Annotated in this window: 14 protein-coding genes; 5 read left to right on the top strand and 9 right to left on the bottom strand. The window is 58.2% G+C overall.

Annotated features, from left to right (window positions below):
• Positions 1-3: 3 nt before the first annotated feature.
• From ATK06_RS04875 to clpB, 4 genes are all read right to left on the bottom strand, one after another.
• Positions 4-960: a polyprenyl synthetase family protein gene (locus ATK06_RS04875; protein ID WP_098388931.1), complete on the bottom strand. Its 957-nt coding sequence runs from the start codon at positions 958-960 to the stop codon at positions 4-6.
• Positions 953-1,756, bottom strand: coding sequence for a glycosyltransferase family 2 protein (locus ATK06_RS04870; protein ID WP_098388930.1), 804 nt, complete (start codon positions 1,754-1,756; stop codon positions 953-955). Before ATK06_RS04870 ends, ATK06_RS04875 begins: the two co-directional genes overlap by 8 nt.
• Positions 1,757-1,855: 99 nt before the next feature.
• On the bottom strand, positions 1,856-2,590 hold the full coding sequence (locus ATK06_RS04865) for a hypothetical protein (RefSeq protein ID WP_048380947.1): 735 nt from the start codon (positions 2,588-2,590) through the stop codon (positions 1,856-1,858).
• A gap of 130 nt (positions 2,591-2,720) precedes the next feature.
• Entirely contained in the window at positions 2,721-5,276 is a 2,556-nt protein-coding gene (gene clpB, locus ATK06_RS04860) for an ATP-dependent chaperone ClpB (protein ID WP_098388929.1), read from the bottom strand.
• Between the two features lie 888 nt (positions 5,277-6,164).
• On the opposite strand from clpB, the gene ATK06_RS04855 reads away from it, so the two are divergent.
• Complete coding sequence (locus tag ATK06_RS04855) at positions 6,165-9,251, top strand: choice-of-anchor M domain-containing protein (RefSeq protein WP_098388928.1); 3,087 nt, start codon at positions 6,165-6,167, stop codon at positions 9,249-9,251.
• A gap of 9 nt (positions 9,252-9,260) precedes the next feature.
• Complete coding sequence (locus ATK06_RS04850; RefSeq protein WP_048380952.1) at positions 9,261-9,656, top strand: hypothetical protein; 396 nt, start codon at positions 9,261-9,263, stop codon at positions 9,654-9,656.
• Here the strand turns inward: ATK06_RS04850 and ATK06_RS04845 are convergent, their stop codons facing one another.
• The 4 genes from ATK06_RS04845 to ATK06_RS11225 all read right to left on the bottom strand — a co-directional run bounded on the left by ATK06_RS04845 (position 9,657) and on the right by ATK06_RS11225 (position 13,069).
• Positions 9,657-10,172, bottom strand: coding sequence for a flavodoxin domain-containing protein (locus tag ATK06_RS04845; RefSeq protein ID WP_048380954.1), 516 nt, complete (start codon positions 10,170-10,172; stop codon positions 9,657-9,659).
• 684 nt (positions 10,173-10,856) lie between these two features.
• Positions 10,857-11,393, bottom strand: coding sequence for a hypothetical protein (locus ATK06_RS04840; protein WP_098388927.1), 537 nt, complete (start codon positions 11,391-11,393; stop codon positions 10,857-10,859).
• A gap of 486 nt (positions 11,394-11,879) precedes the next feature.
• Positions 11,880-12,089 (bottom strand): hypothetical protein, encoded by a 210-nt coding sequence (locus tag ATK06_RS04835; protein ID WP_048380959.1) that lies wholly within the window; start codon positions 12,087-12,089, stop codon positions 11,880-11,882.
• Between the two features lie 143 nt (positions 12,090-12,232).
• The gene (locus tag ATK06_RS11225; protein ID WP_169916249.1) at positions 12,233-13,069 is read right to left on the bottom strand and encodes a trypsin-like serine protease; all 837 of its coding nucleotides are present in this window, start codon (positions 13,067-13,069) and stop codon (positions 12,233-12,235) included.
• Between the two features lie 130 nt (positions 13,070-13,199).
• Here ATK06_RS11225 and ATK06_RS11220 point away from each other — a divergent pair, with 130 nt between their 5' ends.
• From ATK06_RS11220 to ATK06_RS04820, 3 genes are all read left to right on the top strand, one after another.
• The gene (locus ATK06_RS11220; protein WP_048380963.1) at positions 13,200-13,838 is read left to right on the top strand and encodes a hypothetical protein; all 639 of its coding nucleotides are present in this window, start codon (positions 13,200-13,202) and stop codon (positions 13,836-13,838) included.
• Positions 13,831-14,241: a type II toxin-antitoxin system VapC family toxin gene (locus ATK06_RS04825; protein ID WP_098388925.1), complete on the top strand. Its 411-nt coding sequence runs from the start codon at positions 13,831-13,833 to the stop codon at positions 14,239-14,241. The genes ATK06_RS11220 and ATK06_RS04825 overlap by 8 nt, the downstream gene beginning before the upstream one ends.
• Before the next feature lie 90 nt (positions 14,242-14,331).
• The gene (locus tag ATK06_RS04820; protein WP_048380967.1) at positions 14,332-14,739 is read left to right on the top strand and encodes an Ohr family peroxiredoxin; all 408 of its coding nucleotides are present in this window, start codon (positions 14,332-14,334) and stop codon (positions 14,737-14,739) included.
• 896 nt (positions 14,740-15,635) lie between these two features.
• On the opposite strand, the gene ATK06_RS04815 is transcribed toward ATK06_RS04820, so the two are convergent.
• Positions 15,636-19,268 (bottom strand): DEAD/DEAH box helicase, encoded by a 3,633-nt coding sequence (locus ATK06_RS04815; protein WP_231913555.1) that lies wholly within the window; start codon positions 19,266-19,268, stop codon positions 15,636-15,638.
• Positions 19,269-19,602 lie beyond the last annotated feature (334 nt).

Genomic DNA, 19,602 nt, shown 5'->3' with positions numbered 1-19,602 from the left:
AAATCAGTACTCACGAAGCTTCCTTTCCATCTGCGCCACAATATCTTCCACCCCGGCGCGAATCACCGGCGTCAGGTCTGGCGATTCGGCCGCCGCACGGGCCTCGGCCAGGTAGTCGGTGGCCTCGTGTGTGACCTCCGCGACGGCTTCATCCAGGCTGAGGTGGTCCAGGCGGATCGTCAACAGTGTCGAGCGTCCCGCCTGAATGTCACCGCCGGCGATCTTGCCGGTAACTTCCATGGGGGCGACGGCGCCGGCAATATCGTCGAGTGCCTGGTAGGCCCGCCCCAAGGGGTCCGCCACCTTCTCTAAGGCAGCCACCCGCTCGGGAGTATTCTCCCCGGCTGCCAACGCGCCCAGGTGCAGTGGGGCGAGGAAGGAATAGATGCTGGTCTTGAGGTAATTACTCTCCCGGACCGTGTCCATGGAGGTGTCGTGTGTGACCAGGTGGGAGACGTCGAGAAGCTCCCCATACACCGTCTGCGCCGCGTAGCCGGACATCATGGCGCACGCCTGGCGCACCAGCTGTGGGCTCAGTGCCGACGACGACAACGCCTGGAACGTGGCCATCAACCCCAAATTACCGGCCAAAATACCCGCCGACACGCCGATGTGGGCGTCCCCGCTGGACTCGGCCACCTGCGCATGGATGGTGCGTACGCCCCGGCGGTACGGGTCGGCGTCGATGATGTCGTCGTGGATCAACAGGGCGCCATGCAGCAGGTCGACCGCCCCGCCAAACACGACGGCCGCTTCTTTCTGCTCGCCCTCGACGTGGCCAGCACCGATGTGGACCAGGCGGGCACGCAGGTGCTTCCCGCCCATCGCGTTGACGCGCAACGCCTCCAGCGCGGTGCGGAATAGGGGCTCGTCGGAGTAGTGAAAAACGTACTCGAACTTCTCGCGCAGGAAGTCCAGGGATTCCTCCACGCGCTGGTCAAGGAAACTGATGTCAGTCATGGGCAGCCACCTTTCCGAGGTTGCCGGGTAGTTGTCCGCGCTGCGCTAATCGACGCCACGGCGGTTGCATACGGAAGTTCAGAAACATCGTGCGGAAGCCCCGGCGGAACCGCCGGACCAGCTGCGCCCCGCCCCGCAGCGCACGGGTATCCATTTCCACGGTCAGGTCACGCTGCAGCCACACCGTCTCCCCCGGCCGGATGGCAAAGGAAAGGTGGAGATCATCGTGGACCTCCTCCACGGTGGTATCCAGGTCCGTGCGGATGTCTCGCCACCAGCTGGTGAGCATGGAAAAGTTCGTCCCGAACAGGGGATAATGCCCCAACGCGCTACCGGTGGTGGCGTAGTAGGCGCCCAGGTACGCCGTGCTGATTAGGCGCGTGTACCAGGTTGGGGTGCCGAAGAGTGCGGTGCCTGTGGCCGCGACGGTGCGCTTGGTTGCCCACACGTTGTCGGCGTGGATGCGTTCCCACATGCGCGTGACGTCCGCGATGAAGGTGGGCGCCGGGAGGGTGTCGGCGTCGATACGCACGATGACTGTGCCGGTTGCGGCATCGTAGCCGGTGGCTGCGGCCGGCGGGATGCCCTGGCGGGGTTCGGTGATGTAGTAGGCGGACTGGAAGGCTTCGGCGACGGCTCGGGTGGCGTCGGTGGAATTGTTATCCACGACGATGATTTGGTGAGGGCGCGTGGTCTGGTTGGCTAACGCGCCCAGTACGCGCTGGAGAAAACCAGCATCGTTGTAGCACGGTATGACAACGGAAACCGTCACTTCCCCGTCCGGGAGTGGTGTCATGACGCACACCCTAAGCCAGGAATACCGGTTGTACGATTTATTACACCCGCGGGGGTAATTTCCACCTATCCGAGCAGGCAGAACACCGTTTTGTTAGGCCTAGGAACTCACTGTCGACGACGCCTTCACCGCCAGGGCGTGAATCCGCTTCCGCAGGGCATCCAACGTGTGTGCGGGGCCGGGGAATGGGATAAAGACGGTGGATTGGGTGCGGTTCGTGGTGCGGATGAACGTGATGCCCAGCTGGCAGACGTCCGCAACGAAGATCTGGTTAGCCATGTGCGAGCACCCGCTGAAAGGCTGCGTTCCGCCGACGTGGCCGTCGATGATGCCGAGGCAGGCGGCGTCGATAAGCGTGCCCAGGACCGCGTCCCCGAAGCCGGCGACGACATCGTAGGCGCCGATCCGGTCCGTGTCCGCCTGGACGCGGGCAAAATGCATGGGAAGCTCGTTGACGTCGAATCCGAGGGGTTCCTCGTAGTGGTGGACGTACACGCGCCCCAGCACGACGACGCCACGCACCCAGCCGTCACCGCGGGCAACCCACTGGACCTGGCCCAACGCGTGCAGGCTGGCTGCGGTGACCGAGTACCGGAACATCGGGGCCTGGAGGGTGACGTCCACGCGGACTTCCGCGACCGGGGAGGAAGACACTTCATCGGAGAAACAGGTGACCATGACTTCCCCACGGTTATTCAACCCGTGGCGGACCACGCGCATGGGCTTCTGGCCGTGGACAAGGTAGGGAACCAAGGTCATGTCACCGGCACCGTCGAGCATGCGGGCTGCCAAGTTTGCTGCGAGCGCGCGGCCGGGAGCATGGTTGTCCGTCATGGTTCACCCTTCCTAGAAGCAATAAAGTAACCCTACCCTAACCAGTTTGATGGGTCGGGGTCAAGCATAAAGAAAGCCCCCGGGGTAAACCGGGGGCACTTCATCAGGGGCACCTGCTTCTTAGGCGGGCTTAGGCTGCGGAGATCTCCAGCCCGTCGCGGCCTTCCGCGACATCCACGTTGACCGTGTCGCCATCGCGGATCTCACCAGCGAGCAGCTTCTTGGCCAGCGCATCGCCGATAGCCTGCTGGATCAGGCGGCGCAACGGACGAGCACCATAGGCGGGTTCGTAGCCACGCTCACCCAACCAGGACCGTGCAGCGTCCGAGACGTGCAGGTTCAGGCGGCGGGCAGCCAGGCGCTCGGCAAGCTGGCCGACCTGAATGTCCACGATGTGCTCCAGCTGGTCTGCGGACAGTGGTTCGAAGACCACAACATCGTCGAGGCGGTTGATGAACTCCGGCTTGAAGTGATTCTTCACGGCCTCCATGATCTGGTCGTGGTTGCCACCAGCGCCCAGGTTGGACGTAAGGATCAGAATCGTGTTGCGGAAGTCCACAGTGCGGCCCTGGCCATCCGTCAGGCGGCCGTCGTCAAGCACCTGCAACAGGATGTCGAAGACGTCCGGGTGAGCCTTCTCGACCTCGTCGAAAAGCACCACCGTGTACGGGCGACGGCGCACAGCCTCGGTGAGCTGGCCACCCTGGTCGTAGCCGACGTATCCAGGAGGGGCACCGACCAGGCGAGCCACCGAGTGCTTCTCCGAGAACTCCGACATGTCGATGCGGACCATGGCGCGTTCATCGTCGAAGAGGAACTCGGCCAGAGCCTTCGCCAGCTCCGTCTTACCTACACCAGTTGGGCCTAGGAAGAGGAAGGAACCGGTCGGGCGATTCGGGTCCGCAACCCCGGCGCGCGCACGACGCACCGCATCAGAGACCGCCGTGATTGCATCATCCTGGCCGACGACCCGCTTATGCAGCTCACCTTCCATATGCAGCAGCTTCTCGGTCTCACCCTGCAACATCTTGCCGGCCGGGATACCGGTCCACGCCTCGATGACCTCAGCGATCGTGTCGGGGGTGACTTCCTCACTGACCATGGGGTTCTCCGAACCGCCCACGGCCTCCTCGGCTTCGCGCAGTTTGCTTTCGGTCTCAGGGATGTCCGCGTACCGCAGCTTTGCGACGGCTTCGTAATCCCCATCGCGTTCGGCAATTTCGGACTGATTGCGCAGGTTCTCCAACTCCTCCTTGAGCTTCTGAACCTGGTCAATAGCACCCTTTTCGTTCTGCCAACGGGCCTTCATCTCGCCGAGCTTTTCACGCTCGTCGGCAAGTTCCTGCTGCAGTTTCTCCAGGCGCTCCTTCGACGCTGCGTCAGTTTCCTTCTGCAGTGCCACTTCCTCAATCTCGAGGCGGCGGACAATGCGCTCGGCTTCGTCAATCTCCTGCGGGGAAGAATCGATTTCCATGCGCAGGCGCGACGCTGCCTCATCGACCAAGTCGATCGCCTTGTCCGGCAGGAAGCGACTGGTGATGTAGCGGTCCGACAGTTCCGCAGCGCTGACCAGGGCGGAGTCCATGATGCGCACACCGTGGTGCACCTCGTAGCGTTCCTTCAGGCCACGCAGGATACCCACCGTGTCTTCCACGGACGGCTCGCCGACGTACACCTGCTGGAAGCGACGCTCCAGGGCGGCGTCCTTCTCGATGTACTTGCGGTACTCATCGAGCGTGGTCGCACCAACCAGGCGCAGTTCACCGCGAGCCAGCAGGGGCTTAATCATGTTGCCGGCATCCATTGCCGAATCGCCGGTAGCACCAGCGCCGACGATGGTGTGCAGCTCATCGATAAAGGTGATGATCTGGCCATCGGCGTTCTTGATTTCGTCGAGAACCGCCTTGAGGCGCTCCTCAAACTCACCGCGGTACTTTGCACCCGCGACCATCGAACCCAAGTCCAGGCTGATCAAAGTCTTGCCCTTCAAGGATTCCGGGACGTCACCTGCGACAATGCGGCGGGCTAAGCCCTCGACGATCGCCGTCTTACCCACACCAGGTTCACCAATAAGAACCGGGTTATTCTTCGTCCGGCGCGACAGCACCTGCACCACGCGACGAATCTCCGCGTCACGGCCAATCACCGGGTCAATCTTGCCCTCACGCGCACGCGCGGTCAGATCGGTCGAGTACTTCTCTAATGCCTGGAACTGGCCCTCCGGATCTTGGGAGGTCACTTTCTGGCCACCGCGTACCGACGGGAACGCGCCCGTAATGGACTCGTACGTTGCACCCTTACCTTTAAGCAGGTCAGACGCGCCCGAATCCCCGCGCGCAATACCAGCGAGGAGGACTTCGGTGGAGACGTATTCGTCGCCAAGCTCCCCTGCAAGTTCCTGCGCCGCAGTCATCGCATTAAGGGCGTCGCGGTTAAAGTTCGGGTTCGCCATGCCCTGGCCCTGCGCCTTCGGATAACCGTCGACGAGGTTTTTCGCCTCGGACAGGACCGTTTGCGGGTCCACGCCTGCGGCCTTCAGCACCGGCGCAGCGATACCGTCAGCCTGATCCAGGATCGCGACCAGCATGTGAGCTGGGCGAATATCCGGGTTACCGTTGGCGGAAGCTAATTGGAGAGCCGCTTGTAAGGCTTCACCAGTTTTCGTAGTTGGATTAAATGAGTTCACTATAAATTCCTTCTTTCGTTGTGTTCCTACTCAGTGTAACGCTTTAGAGTTGAGTCTATTCCACTCAAGGAAAAATTTCTTGAGTCGGGGGCGCGCAGGTTTTGGTTGGGGTTGCGTGGGGTTGGTCGGGGTTGGCGTGGTTGCAGGTTTTGCATGCGGTTTTACGTGCGGTTTTACGTACTACTTTGCGTGCGCCGCGTGAATATTTAGTGCACATCCTTGATACGCCAGGTCGCGGAAAACTCAGCCGGGGTGGCGACCTGGCGTATCAGAGATGTCAGTCAAGAACGTGGATCAAGGACGCGCGCACCTTGGCAGCCCCAGGTTTCCCACCTGCAGGGATAGATCTGTCCGGCGCCCCTGCGCCGGTCCTTTTAGCTACGCCCCCTTAAAGCGTGCGCGGGCCAGAACGAGGCGCGCTGCCGCGCGCCACAGATCTTCCCGTCCGGCTGAATGCTGACACTTAAAAGGCCAGAGCGTTGCACGCGTGGACTTTGGCGGACGGCGCAAAACTCAAACGCAGGACAGAATGATACGAAAACTACATTTTGCCTTCCACTGCTCTGCGTTTCTGCAGGTCGCGTTTTCTGAAATTCGGGAAAATGTAGTTTTCGTATCACGCACGCCCGAAAGCCCCCGCCCGCAGCCACCGAAACACGCACCGAAAAGCCAGCCTTACGAGCCAGGCTTAACATCCCAGGTCGCAAGCATTCGCCGCCCGGGGCGCGACCAAGCATATTAACCCTAGCCGATAAATATGCACGCCGTCGCCCGAAAGCTCCTGCCCGAAACCACGCAAACGCCACCCCACCACATTGCTATCGGAAACGATTTTCATTACGCTAAACGCATTATTGAAAACGGTTCCCGAAAGCGACGTTCTGCCTGATGACAAGATTCCTTTCCCTGTTCGCGGCGCTCTTCCTAGTGTTGGCCGCTGCCCTCCCCCACCCGAAATCCACCGCGGAGACGCCGCTGGTAGTGCATACGCAGGAGCACGTGGACGCACCGCACGCCACGTGGGACGGCTCGAACTTCCAGCTCATGTCCAATAGCTCGGGCCTGAAGCCGATCGAGGACACGGTGAACTGGGTGTCGCGCGGGCAGGTCGATGGCGGCCTGGGCATGTATGCCTGGCGCGTGCCGGACGATCCGCGCCTTTCTTTCATGGGCGACCCGGGCACGCTGCTGTATTACGGAGGCCCGGCGACGGGGTTCCCACAGGAGCAGATTCCGATTTGGGCGGGCTTCGGGGCGTCGGCGAACCTTCCGACGGAGAACTTCCGCGACCAGTCGTTCAATATGGAGATCGTCGGATTCGATGGGCCCGGCCGCATGGAATTGTTCAACTACGGTGGCGAGGAGTGGCCGGCGCAGCGTCTGTGGTCGTCGCACGATAAGGGCTTGCGCGCAACGTGGGTGGCGCAGGGCACGCACACTCACAATGACATGACGTTCACCAAGCCGGGCCTCTACCAGGTCTGGTATCGGGCCAGCGCGCGCACCACGGATGGTCGGTTCATCGCATCGGAACCGCAGGTGTTGCGGTGGCAGGTAGGCGGCACGGATCCCCGCCTCACCACGCTTCACGACGTCGCCTCCTCCTACAACGCCGCCCCCGCGAAGCAGACCGGCAACACGCCGACGTTGAGTATTGCGCCCTCAGCCGCCGACACGAAAGGTGCCCGGGAAGGCGTGCTCACCACCCTTTCTTTCGACACCGGCAACGCGAAGGACAGCGGCCACGCGGTCTTCTACATCGACGGATACCGGTTGGCGGAAGTTCCCGTGGAGGCGGGTAAAGCGCAGTGGGATGAGATGATTGGCGGTTATTCTTCGGATTTCCAGGTGGTGTATGTGCCGGGTGGGGCGTCGCAAAGCGGGCGCTGGGTGTCCGCTCCCTTGCAGCACCACACCGGGAAGGTGGCGCAGAGTACGTCAGAGATGGGCGAGTTCCCTACCCCGAACAGCGCGGATCCAGCGCCGGCGTTTGAGACCGCGCCGTTTAGCCCGAGCAGCCACGAGGTTGCTGTGGCGACCAGCGAGGTCATGGGCGAGGATTTTGAGGTGACCATCACCCCGGCGGATGCGGATACGTCCGTCGAGGTCAGGGGTGGTTTGTATCGCGTCGGCGATGAGCCGCTGCAGGAGCTTCCCGAGCGCGTGCCCGCCGACTGCGAACTCAACTACATCAGCTCGCCGGGCAACCGGACGCTGCGCACGTACGTCGGCGATTGCACCGGCCCCGGCTACCAACTCCTGCTGCAGATCACGCCGGAATCGCGTTCCGACGCCCCCGGCGCAGCACTGTTCAGCCGCCTTTTTGCCGAGGGCTACCGGGCGTTGCCGGCGACGTCGACACGCTACTCCCGGGCCGAGGGACCCGCCGCGTCGGAGCAGAAAGATGGTTGGGCCGACGCGGTCACGCTTTACGACGGCCACGTGGACATCGCCCCACACCAGCGCGAGGGAAAACTCGTGATGGCTGCCAAAGACGAGACCAACAACCACGCCCGGGGCGCAGTGTGGCGCGACCTTAATGCTGTGACGTTTGCGGTGCCGCAACAGGCGCAGAAAACCCTCCGCCGCCCCGTGCCCGGCCTGGCCTCTGCTGGCGAAAGCGTCTACGAACTGCCCGCGACCCAACGCCGCGGGTTGGTGTGGCCGGGCCTGAGCAACGAGCACATGTACCAGAGCCACCCGGGTAAGTACGTATTCCACTTCACGCCGGTGAGCGCCCCGGCTGGCGGGCAGTGGCGCGCGTTCAACGGGACCGAGGCGATTGCTGGGAATCAGCAGGCGACAAGCTACTCCGAACAGGGTTCCATGCACCGGCATCTGGCCTGGTATTTCACTCAGCCGGGGACGTACGAGATCGAAGTGAGAGTAGATACTCCGCTGAGTACTACGGAGGCGGGTACTTTGCGCTTCCGCGTTGGCGAGACCGACGCTGCCGGCGGGGCGCCTGGGGTTGATGTTCCTGCGCCCGGCCAGCCGGGGCAGCCTGAACCTCCCGCCCCGGGTTCGGTGGCTCCCGCGAATCCGAACGCTGTTGAATTGACCAGCGGACACATCGACTTCGGCCCCCAGCACCGCGACGGCACGCTGGGTTTTTACGTCACGCACGAATCGGATACCTACAAGCCCCAGGACGTGGCGCTCGTGGTGGGCGCGCAGCGGCGCGTCCAATTTGAGGCCGGTTCCCTACCCCGGGACGTCGCTGCGATCGTGGGCCGATTCGTTTCACCCGGCACCGGCTTCTACCATCTGCCGCTGACCCAAGCGCCGGATGCGCCATGGCCCGGATTTAGCACCACGCACGTGGCCCAGCAATTCCCGGATGGCATGAACATCGAGGTCGCGCCGCAATCCGCGCCCGAGGGTGGACGCTGGTGGGCCGGCCACCTGCCTGGCTTGGGTGTCGACGCACGCACCCTGGCCAGCAGCGACGGACCTTCGGTAGTGGCTGGCGACGGGCCTTTCCACACGCACGCCGACTGGATCTTCAGCACCCCTGGCGAATACACGATTGCGATGCGGGCCGTTTCCCTGGACGGGGCGACTAAAACCGAGTGGGAGACTATCACTTTCCGCGTGGACCTCGGGGCGGCCGGTTCCGCGGGCTCGGGCGGTTCTGGCGTGGGCGGCAGTGCAAGCACAGACAGCTCAGGGTGGAAAGGTGTCTTCGACGAAGCCAAGAAAATGTTCACGGCCGCGGACAAGTTCGCAGCAACAGCCCTAGGCAACAGCCCCGCCGACCCCGCAGGCAAACCAGCCGGCACGGCTCCGGCGGGCGCGGGCGCGAATGCGCCTGCAAACACGCAGGCCAGCAGCCCAGGGCGCGCGGCACTCGCCGATACCGGCGCGCACACCCAGCTCCTGTGGGCGGGGGCGTTGGCGCTGCTTGGCGCGGGCGCCCTGACCTTGGGCGGCAGCGCGTTCCGGCGGGCGCACGCCACTCTGCGAGAGGGTTAGACTCGGGCCATGACTATTCGCGTGCCGCACCACGAACTCGCCGACACCCTGGCTTTGTACGGGCCGGGGATCATCATCCCGACGCCCGCGGACGGCGATTTCGCCCGCGTCCACGAGGTGGTGGTGCGCGTCGTTGACGGTGGCCGGGCCATGGAGGTGCCGGGCAGCCTGGCGCGCAGCGTCACAAACCGCCTGCCCGCCGACGACCGCGTGACCATCATCTTCCAGCCCCGCGACCCGCACGGTTGGGTCCTGCTTATCGAGGGCCACGCCTCCACCACCCACGGCAGCTGGGAAGAATCACGCTGGTCTTTCGCCGGCGGCTTTGCAGTCGTCGACGCCCAAGACACGATGGTCCGCGTGGAGGTGGCGTCCGCGATGCTGCACCGGGCGCGGGGGTTGTAGTTACAGGGCTCGCGCCCACTCCACGATGGGGTCAAGCTTCTCGACGTCCACGCGGTCCACATCCTTGCCGTACGTGTCAATCATCATGCGGTCATTGTCCGACTTACGCGGCTTCAGCTTCAACGCACTAATTACGCCCCGCATCGTGGCACTGTGCGCGGTCGACAGTTCCGAATAGTTCAGGCGTCCGGGCAGGTAGAAGCGGGTGACGCAGCTAGCTCGGTCACCGAGGAGCTTCGCCGCGAAGTCCTTTTCGACGGCCACCTCATCCAAACTCATCCCCACCGTCACCAGCGCCACCGGGTGCACCTGCAGCGCCTCTTTTGTTTGGTGACGCAGGTAGCTAACCCCCGCGCTCGCCGGGCCGTGAATCGGTGCGAGCACAATCGTGGGCTTATCGAGCGCGCCCGCGCCCTCAAGTTCGCGGGCGGTGACCCCAAGGCGGTGCGCTAGCGCCTCCGCATACTGGCGGGTAGAACCATAAAACGACGAGAACAAAACATCGCAGGCAGACATGGTCTTTATTATCCTAGAAAGGTGCTGATGCCTCAAGCAATGGTGGCCTTATTTATTTGCACAAATTTTCTAGTTGGCAATAATAATCGAGCACGAATAAAACAAAATTCGACACGGAATGGCTTTAAATTTTCTTAAAAACAAGCCCCATACACATTTTTATGCAATCACCGAATTACACCCCAAAAGAGCGATTTATTGCATCATAACATTTTCAAATTCGCCAATCCATAAAATAAGAGACACCAGTCTCAACTGCGAAACAATCGAGGATAAACATTACGAAAGTAAATGCATGTGCAGGTTCCAAACACCTTCTTCACAGCAGAAATATTAGATTGCTTAATTACATGAGAAACTGTTTTTTTCCACATTCCAATAAGTCGAGGAGGATACTTGCCCGCCCATTACAACGCGTGATGAAAGTTTATATTGATTGTAGACGGATGCACCAGAATAGACTGGCTCATCATCCCCGTTTACCTCATAAACTAAGTCAAGTACTTCAGAAGGAGACACGCCAGTAAAAGCCTGTTGCAGCCTACTATTTCGCAAACGGTCATAGTCTTGATCCTCGTCATTACTTTGCAAATGTAAATTTTCTTTTCCGTTGTCTAAACTTGAAGTGTCTACTACAAAAACCCCTCCCCCTACGTCTTGATAATACCACTTACCTGAAGGTGCCTACACAACTAAAGCCAGTTCCGCCAGAGTATTTTTATCAAAAAGGAGTTCTTCACCAAAAGTTTCTCCATCATCTTTTTTCAAATCTTTATTAACCATTTCGACAGATTCCCTAATTGATTCCCAAGGAATTACAATAGAGCTACAAGCTGGAATCACCTCCACCTCCCCCATTAGGTCAGAAACGCCCCCGTCAATCCCTTCTAACCTAGCGAAAAAGGCAGCGGGTGAAGTACGCTGCGTTGCATAATTGGTTAACTCAACCCCCTCAGGCGTTAACTCGCCAGTCAATTTCCCCAAATATACCCGATCCTGCAGCTCTATATCCCTTTCAGCTTTCCCAACTTCGACCAAATACGTGTCTAATGTGGTCTGATTCAGTTCCCGATTAAGCTCTAGCTGTTCGGAGATCTGAACTATTCCCCAAATTCCAACAATTACCATACTGAAACTCGTTATAATCTCAGTGACATTTTTAAATTTAGAGGTCCTGTCCATTTCTGCACCTTGCCTTAAATCGTTGTTATGAAAATGCATCAAGCAATATACCTCCTTCTTGCAATACACTTTAATACGCGTATACAAGTTTTTCTTTTTGGGCCACGCCGATTTAGCAGTGCGGAACACTGTAGATTTCCCCAATTCTTTCGCAGCATATTTGCAAATGACTTAACAAACACTTTTAAAACATTTAATTCTCACCCTCCACTTCCCGCACCTTTCTTCCCAATATATAAAATATTCGTCGTGATTCAAAAAACAGTGAGCACATTTTATTGGATAAATCCGGCATTCTAATAACACCTTCACAATCTTTACCATCTAGCACTGAACGAAAACTTACAGGTTTGCAAATTGTTTTATTAAAAATATTTTTTATTTTTAATAAATATTAAAGGCAATCACGCTTTCTAGACCTTCAATTTATAAATATTAACGCTACTTACAGAACAAAGGGCGGTAAGCGAAACTCTGAAGTCATACGGCAATGAAAAGTGTACTAATAAATAAGTTAGTCTTGGTTTACACGATCGCTGCAGGAATTTCGTATTCCGCTTTAGCAACCAGGCCAACAGTGCATCCGCCCTTGCCTGCGTTGATCACACTGCCCTGATCGACAAAGAGTCGCGACTGCGCCTGGCTCGGCGTAGCAACAACGGCCGTCAACGCCAGCGCAACTGAAACCACCGCGGCAAGTACTGCGCGTGGGAAAGAATAAAGGGAACGAAGCATGGAAAACTCCTCTTGGGAAACAGCTGTCAAGAAGCTGATTTTCGGCTAGGTATATAGCTTCGCACATTGGCCGGTGTTTTGCACCTCACGCACCCTTTTCACGGGAGGGGAATGGGCCGGTAGGGGCGTCGATAAGCACCCAACTAGCGGAGGATGTGGGGCACACCCACGCCCAGGAAACTCAGCAACAGAATGATGATCGTCGCGATGATGCCTCCCGACGAAGAACCTTCCCCGGCCGGCTCAGGGTTGGGGAACGCCTCCCGGTAAATCGCGTCCATCTGCTCAAGAGTGACCCGGGGACGATCGCGGGGATACGTGGCGCGCGCCAGCTTATTGTTGGGACTCTGCACCTGCCAGTACCAGCCGGACGTCACGCCCACGAAGTAGCGCTGGCCACCGCGCTCAATCCAGGTGGGGCCGCCGGAATCGCCCTCGTGCAGCGCCTCGCCACCAACGTAGAAAATCGAAGACCCCGCAACTGCCGCAACCGTGCTGCACGAATAACTCACGCCGTCCGGGTGCGTCGTCCTGCCGTGGAAACAGATCCGGTCACCCGTGCGCACCTGGTCCAGGTCCATCTGCTCCGCAGCGAACACGTTCTGCCCCACCTGCACCCCATCGCTGAGCTTGATGATGGCCCAGTCGTTGGAAAACGTACCCGGATCCCACTGCGGCGAAGGGTGGAACGTGCCGGCCTGCGGGTAGTACTTGCCGCCCGAATAGAGCGCCACCGGTTCGCCGGCGCGGTTACCGCAATGCGCCGCAATCACAGCGATACGGCGCTGCTGGTCCACGGCGCCCACCGTGCAACTGCCCAGCGACGTTTCCACCACGCTGCCCTGGTTGACCACCGGTCGCGCCTGCGCGCCCGCCGGCACGGGGGCCACGAGAGAGGTCAGCAGTAATACGAAGGCCATAACAGCGGCGAGCGCAGTACGGGCTCGGCGGGCGGCGCTAGTAAGGGGAGCTGGATTCACCACAGGGTCCTTTCCCGGAAGAAAGCAGGAGACGTGCAGCATAGTAACCCGCGCGCCTACTCCCACGCCCCAACACCCCCACGCGCATCCGCACGCGGAACCCCAACCCGCCCCCGCTACACTTAACCGAATGGAGCCTTTACGCTTAACCTTCGCCGGCGACCCGGCGCGCATGGATGCCCGCGCGCTCACGGAGACCGCCCAGGCTGCGGTGCGCCTCGTACAAGCGCTACAGCCAGGTAAGCGCACCACGTTGACGGTGGCCGACGTCCACTTCGCCGAACACAGTATTACTGTGAACGCGCCCGCAGAGGTCACGGAATTGATTGAGCGGGGCTTAAGCCAGCTGGCACAGGAGGCGACGCGGCCGCGCGGGTGGTCGGACCAGGCGTTGTCGGCGGCGTCGCGGGTGCTACGCGGTGCGTCTCGTCGCGGGGTGAAGGAGATGCGGGTGGGGCGTGTGGGCGTCGATAAGCAGTTGAAGTCCCACGTCAAAGCTGCCCGCACCGGGGAAGTCCAGTCCTTGGGCAGCGTGCGCGGGCGGCTGTTCCGGTACTCCAGCCGCGGCGGGTACGAGGCCGCCATCGAGACCCCGCAGGGCGTGGTCCGCCTGACGTTGGGGCGCGAACACGCCACCACAGTCAAAGCCCTCCTGGACAAGGAGGCCGTGGCATGGGGCGTGCTCACCCGCCACACCCGCGACAATTCCCCCACCGCATTGCAGGTCACGGGCATTTCCGCCCCGAAAACTAGGAAGTCACATGCTTAAACCCACCCTTCCAATCCAGCTCGTCGACGCATCCGTGCTGATCGCCGCATTCACCAACGACGACACCGACGACCGCGCCAGCCGCGCCCACCAACTCCTCGCCGACCACGGCCGCACCTGCACCCTCGCCGTCCCGGCGCTCGCCTACCTGGAACTCTGCGCCGCCGGGGCCGGCGCGTGGGTCGAAGAACTCGGCCTCATCATCGCCGAACTCGACGCCCTGACCGCCGCCCAGGCAGCAGAAATCGGCAGCTCTTTACCGCTTCACGACGCCACCCTCCCCGCCACCGCCCTCATCCACGGAATAGACCGCCTCTACACCTTCGAGCCCGCGCTGCTGGCCTTGGACATCGAAGGTGTCGATGTGGTCGAGCCGACCGCTGCGCAGGGGATGCTGTTTTAGCGCTTGTAAAGTTGCACTGGGTCGTGGCAAGTTTGCGGTCTGGTACCTATGATGGGGCCCGTACACAAAACCGTACGAAGGAGAACTTTTATGAAGCCCGTATACACCCAAACCGTAACCTCCACCGGCGGCGGCCGCGACGGCCACGTTAAAGGCGAAGGCGGCATCGACTTCAAAGTCGCCGGCCCCAAGGTAGACGGCGCGGTCAACCCGGAGTCCCTGCTGGCAGCAGCATGGGCTGCCTGCTTTAACGGCGCACTCCAGAAGACCATGAAGGAAGCAGGCGTAGACGTCGAGGCACACCAGCCGTCCGTCGACGCATCCGTCACCCTTAACGAAGTCGAATCCGGTTTCCGCCTCTCCGGCGAAATCGTCGTCACCTTCACCGACAAGGACTCCCTCGAGGACGCCGACAAGCTCGTCGCCGACGCCCACGCCTTCTGCCCATTCTCTAAGGCACTGTCCGGCGACATGGACATCGCGGCACGCGCAGCGTAGCGCTTGCTAGGGCGGGGGCGCTTGGGCGCTGCGTTGCTGGCGCTTGCGCTACGTGATGCGCCGCGTTTCCGCAGGCCACGGGCTTATGCTCGTGGTCTTTTCTTCTGCGCTGGCGCGGATTTGCTGCTAACGCATTCATTTCTTTGCATAATTATGGGCTGGAGTTAACATCCCAGGTCGGCCAGCTTCCGCGCGGGGCACGCGACCTGGCATATTAAGTCTGGCTGGTAAGGCTGGCTTTTTGGGGGACGTTCCGGGCCGGTTAGGAGCGCCCGACCAGACCCGCGTGATACAAAATCTACAATCTGCAAGATTTCCAGAAAGCCGACCTGGGGAAACGCCGACCGGTCGAAGCCAGAATGTAGTTATCGTTTCATTCCATATTCTGCTTGAGTATTTTTGCCTGGCCAGAACGCCGTGCACTCCCGGAAATCCGCCCCGAAAAGTTCTGGCGGACCACCGGATGGGACAATCTGCGGCGCGCGGCAGCGCGCCACGTTCCGGCCACGTCCACTTAAAAAGGGGCGGAGCTAAAAGGACCGGCGCAGCAGCGCCGGACAGATCTTTCCCTGCCGGTGGTGAGCCTGTGAGAGCTCAGCAGACCGGCATTCGTACTCCCCGAGTGCTCTACTCAGATTAAACCTCAGCAATGAATACAGCGCCGATTGCTTATGCATAGCAAGTTTGCACTATGCACGCTGTTTCTAAATCAAACGCTGATCCCAGTGCTTCTGCAGAAATTGCAACCCCTTAAGGAAGCATCAACCAATGCCTATAGGCGACATCGTGGTCCCAAACATGCTCTCTGCGTACAACTCACAAGAGATTTTGAGAATCAATCTGTTAGCCAATTAGGCTATGCAGCCAGCCACAGGTACCTGGTAGATTCGAGTGCTTTAGTTTTTATGTCTCCTTTCGAACAGTCCTAAAACGAGAAATACCAGGGTAACTATCGCCGCCACCATCGATATTAGGAGCGAAATTGCCCCCAATGGCAAAAGCCCAATGGCTCCAAAAACAATAACAAGGATGAAAGAGACGACCGCGGTAATAGCACTTTGTCGCGCTCGTCTCATTGATTTCCCATGTTTCTGGGGAGATTCTTGGAGATAGCCATTTACCACATTGGAAGGCGTTAATTCGGCAGTGTTGTCAGCCACCTTAACCATAGGAACAGACGTAGTTTCGACAGGCTTTTCACCCACCACAGTTTGATGTTCAGCTTGTGGATCTAATTTTTCCTTCGATGATGACTCTAACCGCGATACAAAAGCATGCCGAACTTCTGAAAGTTGGGTTTCGGGAATCTCGTTACTCTCTGTTTCCAACTCTTCAAGCTGTTTAGCTGCCCATTCCTGAAAATCGGATTGCAGGATCACCGGTTTGTTGTATCGCCGGGCTAGATTCATTTTTCCATCTACCGCCTCAGGTGAGTCAGTAATTAGTACGTCGCAACGAGTTTTGGTCACGGCCTGCTTGTATTCCAAACCAAGCTGATCACACAATGCTTGTAGCGCTGCACCTTGAGGATAAAGCTTGCCGTCAATGATCGTTGATCCGCGGAACGAGACTCTCGTTCCTAGTCGGAAAACCTCTTCCGGGCTAACACGATCTAGTTCTCCACCAAACGTATCCTCAATAGCTACAGATGCTGGAATGCCTGTGCTAAGTTCAACAACATCCTCATTCGAGTGCTCTTCAAGTGAAGCTTTCGTAAGAAACGGCCCATTGGAATACCAATACTCAAAGTCTTTTTGGGAAACAATTGGGTGTCCGTACTCACGGGCTCGCTTTGCTTTCGTGGACATTGAGGAGGGGTCAAAGGCAACAAGAACATCGCATCGAGTCTTTGATACGTTCTTTTTGTATTCGAGACCGCGTGCGCGACAGATTTCGTCGAGACGATCATCGTCAGCCGTACCGCCAAGAAGATTATTCCGACCTGTGAAAGCGACGCGGGTGCCAGGCAGAAAGAGCTGGGATGGATTAATCTCCGTGGATTCGACGTCAGGTAGCGTAACAGTATCCATACCGGCAGAATGTGCGCGACGGATGATTTCATCCCGGACGCTTTCCGTCCAGACACCGCGAGAAATCGCCCATGCAGAAAAAATCTCAGCCGTTTCGGTCAATTCTGCACGGTCCAAGTCATCAATGGGACCTCCAGAAAATGCTGCCCACGCATTGTCAGAATCTGTAGCACGGCGAGCATCAAGAACCATCTGCATAGAGGGCGCCCACTCCGGGGCATATACAGATCCTTCAGTTTCCGCAGGAGCACTTGGCACTGGTTGAGCACTGTCAACAGTAAATGCATGATTGCGATACGCCTGTGCCATCGAATGGGCACGTTCAGCTACGTTTTGACCGTCTGGCTCATAAGCCAATTCACTTATGTCGTAGCCCATACCCAGGGACAAATCAAGCCCTTTTTCTTGATGCCGGACAGCCCGCTCAAGCATGGCCAATCCATCGGCCACGACAATACTTCCTGCTGCTTGTCGCAATAATAGAGGCCAGAAATCTCCAAGTGTTGGGGCTAAGGCGAGTCCGCCAATAGGAACATTATGTTGGCGGCCGAACTCTCCAAGATCTGACATTGGGTTTAGCCACGTTCCGAAGTCAGCAACGACTTCCCCTGATTCGACAATCACTGCATGCGCACAAACAATATGGTCACTGATACCGAACTGAACCCCGTCAAATGCCAAAAATGCGATGCGATTAGTTGCCTCAGATGAGCTAACCTCTCGACGGATCATACGAACCAACGTGTTGTTCGCGCGGATGTGTCGACGCTCGAGGGGAGCACTAAAGCGGAGATGCTCGAGATCTACAGCACGCGACAGAGCAACATAAAACTGGCCATCGGTGTTCATCCCACCCTTCAAATCAATGAAGAGTTTCGGAATAGTTTTTCCCTGTGATTTATGCACTGTCAGTGCCCATGCCAAAATGACTGGAAATTGTGTAACGGTCCCAGCAGTATCACTGCTCAGATCTCCGTTTGAGATACCAGGTGTCTTAATCTCCCAAGTGTGTTTACCCAGTTCTACAACTTTGCCACTGTGGTCAAGACGTACCGCCAGATGATTGGGGGAAGCCTCGATTAACGTGCCGAAGCTACCGTTGACAAACCTGTTGTCTTTGTCATTGATTACTGTCATGACGCGAGCGCCAACCGCATAGCTGAAGTTCTCAGTCCCACTAAACGACTTGCTGTCAGCGTTACCGGTGTATTCCGCTATTGAGAGGAACTGTTCAGTTTGAAGAGCATCTAGATGGCGCTGATTGATTTTATCGACAGTGTTACGCCGTGCGGCCAACGTTACCCAATCATCAGGCGCATCAAAGTCAGCGTCAACCAGTTCGTTAAGCACGCCAAGAGCATTATCACTGACGCTGCCCTCTCTGACTTGATTAAGCACCTCAAGGAAAGTGGAGTCACTTTGGCGCCACACCGTCGTTAAGTTGATTGGTGCGATACGGACCGAATCATAACAGTGAGCAGAAAAGAAATAAGGTGAAGACCACCGGCTGTCGAAATACTCAACCTCAGCAGCGGTAACGACGGGCGGCAACTGCAACAAGTCGCCGACGAGGATCAGCTGTATACCGCCAAAAGGATCGTCATTACCTCGCGCTCGCTTCAAGGCAATGTCCATCATGTCAAAGAGGTCCGCCCGCACCATTGATATCTCATCCACGACAAGGACATCCGCGGCTTGGAGCACGGATCGCGGCCACCATTTTCCACCCTCAGTAATATCCTCAGGCCCCATGCCCGGCCGGAAACCAAACGTCCGGTGGATTGTAAAGCCGTCAATATTCAGTGCTGCCACGCCTGTCGGCGCCGTAACTAAAACTTTTTTGCCAACATTGCGATCCAAATACATCCGCAACAACGTAGATTTACCGGTGCCAGCTTTACCGGTCAGAAGCACGTTCTCCCCAGAATCCATCAATTCCAAAGCCTGCTGGAATTCAGGTGTTATTTGGATATTCTCCGCCTTTTGCAATGCGGGCATTTTGCTAGTTGCAGTCTCGTAAGAACCGTGTATCTCGCGACTTAGTTTATCCCCAACAACTGCACTATTTCTTATGCTCTTACCAATTGCCGTTTCGCTATTCTTCTTGCTTTTGGAAGCCCTCGAAGTTCGGCTCCGCTGGCATGGACAACCCCAACCAATATCTCCATAACGTTGAGCCGTAACGCGGCCACATGAGTTACAACGTGTAGCATGCGGATCGCCGGCCAAACTGGGATTCGTTAACGGCCCAAGGTAGGTATATCCATTATCCTCGGCGTTTTGCTTAACTGTGGATAAATCTACTGGCATCTCGCTATCGTTTTGAAGGACTCGCGCTTCTTTGGCCCATTCGCGCCAGTAACAGGCTCGACACACAGGTTCGCCAATCTTCAACCTGTCTAGAACATATTCAAAACGATAGTGTCCCTCGAAATTGCAACGCGTGCATCGAGTCAGTAGAAACGCGGTAGGTTTGGTGAAATTTTCTAGGAGAGTCAAACCTCCTTGCGAATACAACCCGCGGAGATGCTCTAAACACCACGTAGGCCGGGTCCTTGTCGTAAACGCACCGGGCTTGTCGCATCCTTCTACACAGCAAGTTTTCATCGATTTATACTTTCACTCTCGAGCTAATTTCATCGTTTCAAACAGTCAGGGGGGTTAACCAACCGGAAAGGTTGTCGCCCTGTGTCATTAATGGGTCTCCATTGTCGCAGTTCTCCTATTCATCTAATCTGAGCTCTGCGGACTTGACGCACCCCACATGATGGGCATTTTGGCTACCAGTCCGGCGATCTGGCCGGCCAATAGATTCCCGAAAGCGGGCAATACT

The organism is Corynebacterium renale, from assembly GCF_002563965.1.
In the GTDB taxonomy this organism is placed as follows: Bacteria; Actinomycetota; Actinomycetes; order Mycobacteriales; family Mycobacteriaceae; genus Corynebacterium; species Corynebacterium renale.
This window is presented reverse-complemented; position numbering and strand designations above follow the sequence as displayed.

What these genes read in the sequence shown, in the direction of transcription:
- ATK06_RS04870 (WP_098388930.1), bottom strand. Translation starts at nt 1,756, where the DNA reads ATGACACCACTCCCGGACGGGGAAGTGACGGTTTCCGTTGTCATACCG.
- ATK06_RS04865 (WP_048380947.1), bottom strand. Translation starts at nt 2,590, where the DNA reads ATGACGGACAACCATGCTCCCGGCCGCGCGCTCGCAGCAAACTTGGCA.
- ATK06_RS04840 (WP_098388927.1), bottom strand. Translation starts at nt 11,393, where the DNA reads ATGCATTTTCATAACAACGATTTAAGGCAAGGTGCAGAAATGGACAGG.
- ATK06_RS04835 (WP_048380959.1), bottom strand. Translation starts at nt 12,089, where the DNA reads ATGCTTCGTTCCCTTTATTCTTTCCCACGCGCAGTACTTGCCGCGGTG.
- ATK06_RS04845 (WP_048380954.1), bottom strand. Translation starts at nt 10,172, where the DNA reads ATGTCTGCCTGCGATGTTTTGTTCTCGTCGTTTTATGGTTCTACCCGC.
- ATK06_RS04820 (WP_048380967.1), top strand. Translation starts at nt 14,332, where the DNA reads ATGAAGCCCGTATACACCCAAACCGTAACCTCCACCGGCGGCGGCCGC.
- ATK06_RS04850 (WP_048380952.1), top strand. Translation starts at nt 9,261, where the DNA reads ATGACTATTCGCGTGCCGCACCACGAACTCGCCGACACCCTGGCTTTG.
- ATK06_RS11220 (WP_048380963.1), top strand. Translation starts at nt 13,200, where the DNA reads ATGGAGCCTTTACGCTTAACCTTCGCCGGCGACCCGGCGCGCATGGAT.
- ATK06_RS04875 (WP_098388931.1), bottom strand. Translation starts at nt 960, where the DNA reads ATGACTGACATCAGTTTCCTTGACCAGCGCGTGGAGGAATCCCTGGAC.
- ATK06_RS04855 (WP_098388928.1), top strand. Translation starts at nt 6,165, where the DNA reads ATGACAAGATTCCTTTCCCTGTTCGCGGCGCTCTTCCTAGTGTTGGCC.
- ATK06_RS04825 (WP_098388925.1), top strand. Translation starts at nt 13,831, where the DNA reads ATGCTTAAACCCACCCTTCCAATCCAGCTCGTCGACGCATCCGTGCTG.